Raw genomic sequence first — 1,885 nt, 5'->3', positions numbered from 1 at the left:
GGCCGCCCCGGCGCCCAAGGCGAAGACCGAGGCCGAGGATCGAAGCAGCGGCTGAACCTGGACGCGGTGCTGCAGCGCCGCCGGGCCTAGCACTTCACCGCACCACGACACAGCAACGGCTGGGAACCACTGGTTCCCAGCCCGTTGTCGCAGGTTTTAGCCGGTGTACTGCTACAGCTGTTCGTCCTCACCCAGCAGCGGCCCGCCGCTGCCCTTGTGGTGGCCAAAGACCAGCGTGGTTTCCGTGTGGCCCACCGACTCGTCCGTGGCCAGGTTATCCAGCACCCAGTCCCGCAATTCCTCGGTGGAGCGCACCGCAATGTGCAGCAGGTAGTCGGTGCCGCCGGAGACGTGGAACATGGACAGCACCTCGGGAAGCTGCGGGATGCGTTCACGGAAGCGGTCAATCTTCTCCCGATCATGGGCCCGCAACTTCACCGAAATCAGCGCCTGCACGGTGCGGCCGACCGCGGTGAGGGAAATCTCCGCGTGGTATCCGGTGATGATGCCGCGCTCCACCAGCGAACGGGTGCGCAGCAGCGCCGTGGACGGGGCGATGCCGGCCCGCTGGGCCAGTGTGGCATTGGAGATGCGCGCATTGCCGACCAACTCATCGATGATAATTCGGTCAATCTCATCAAGTTCGGTGTTCGGGTGCGAATCGGAGTGCGAAGACATAGCAACATTTCATCACATTCCCGCTTCCCCGGAATCCACCGGCCAGCCGCCAGCTGCCCGGCTCGGCTGCCGGCCCCAGGATCCAATGCGCTTAAACGTTGCGGGTGCGCCGGAGGAAAACCAGGGTGGCGGATCACTATATTTGAACCTATGACGCGACAATCAGAATTCACCGGCGAGCTCTACGACACCCGGCTGGCCGCCTACTGCCTGGTGGAATCGGAGGGCCGTTTCCTGCTGACCTGTGGGACATGCGTCACCGTGACACCCATTTCATGCCGCGCTGGTCACTGCCCGGCGGGGGAATTGAACTGGGGGAGGACCTTGAGCAGGGCGCGGCGCGCGAGGTCTTTGAGGAGACCGGCTATCACGTGAAGGACCTGGTCCTGCTCGATGCCTCCACCGGGGTGATTCCGGCCGCCAAACGCTATGTGCAGACCGCGCACGCCATGCAGACCGTGGCGATTGTCTACCGGGCCAGCATCGGCGGCGGGTCGCTGCGCCACGAGGTCGGCGGCAGCACCAGCCGCGCCGAATGGTTCACCCGCGAGGAAATCAGCAAGCTGCCGCGCATTGAACGCGTCGACAGGAGCTGCGCCTGTACTAGAACACAGCGTGTGACCCGGCCAAACACCGGGTCGTGGCATAGGCTAAGGGAAGTATGAAACGTCGCAAAGTGTTGCCGGTCCTCTGCACCGGCGCGGTGCTGGTCCTGGGTCTCAGCGCCTGCACCGGCAACCCCCAAGACCCCGCACCGCCCACCGAAGCGGTCGAATTGCGCATGGCCACCCACTCCGAGCCCACCTACCGGGCGCTGGGGGCCATCTACGCCGACCAGCTGGAGCAGAAGCTACCAGGTCACGCTGCTGGACCCGGTGGCGGACCCGGCCGCTCAGGTCCTGGCCGGGCAGGCCTACCTGGTGATCACCAGCGCCGGCACCGCCGCCCACCAAGTGGCCCCGGCCAGGCCGGATACGAAGAACACCGACAGCGCGGTGCTCAGCCGAGAGCAAAGCGCCAAGATGATCGCCGGCGCCCTACCCGAAAATGTCCGCGCCCTGGATGCCAGCCCCGGGACCTGGGTTCGGTGCTGGTGATGAGCCGGGCGCAGCTGGCCCTGCAGGACGTGGAGGACTACAAGGAGCTGGCCCAGAAGTGCCCGTCCCTGAAGCTCGCCGCCCCGCAGGCCTCGGCCACCCTGCTGCGC

The 1,885-nt window shown here is 66.0% G+C and carries 3 protein-coding genes; 2 read left to right on the top strand and 1 reads right to left on the bottom strand.

Translation table 11 applies throughout. The features are described from left to right. Nucleotides 1–171: 171 nt before the first annotated feature. Entirely contained in the window at nucleotides 172–678 is a 507-nt protein-coding gene (locus JCM19049_RS12955) for an Lrp/AsnC family transcriptional regulator (RefSeq protein WP_054821790.1), read from the bottom strand. A gap of 251 nt (nucleotides 679–929) precedes the next feature. Between JCM19049_RS12955 and JCM19049_RS12950 the strand changes: the two genes are divergently transcribed. Together JCM19049_RS12950 and JCM19049_RS12945 are read left to right on the top strand one after the other, a co-directional pair. Further along, nucleotides 930–1,343, top strand: a complete 414-nt coding sequence (locus tag JCM19049_RS12950) for an NUDIX hydrolase (protein ID WP_054821789.1) — start codon at nucleotides 930–932, stop codon at nucleotides 1,341–1,343. A 210-nt stretch (nucleotides 1,344–1,553) separates the two neighbouring features. After that, on the top strand, nucleotides 1,554–1,775 hold the full coding sequence (locus JCM19049_RS12945) for a hypothetical protein (RefSeq protein ID WP_054821788.1): 222 nt from the start codon (nucleotides 1,554–1,556) through the stop codon (nucleotides 1,773–1,775). Nucleotides 1,776–1,885: the final 110 nt, after the last annotated feature.

It is taken from the genome of Arthrobacter sp. JCM 19049, from assembly GCF_001310435.1.
This window is presented reverse-complemented; position numbering and strand designations above follow the sequence as displayed.

What these genes read in the sequence shown, in the direction of transcription:
- JCM19049_RS12955 (WP_054821790.1), bottom strand. Translation starts at nt 678, where the DNA reads ATGTCTTCGCACTCCGATTCGCACCCGAACACCGAACTTGATGAGATT.
- JCM19049_RS12950 (WP_054821789.1), top strand. Translation starts at nt 930, where the DNA reads ATGCGTCACCGTGACACCCATTTCATGCCGCGCTGGTCACTGCCCGGC.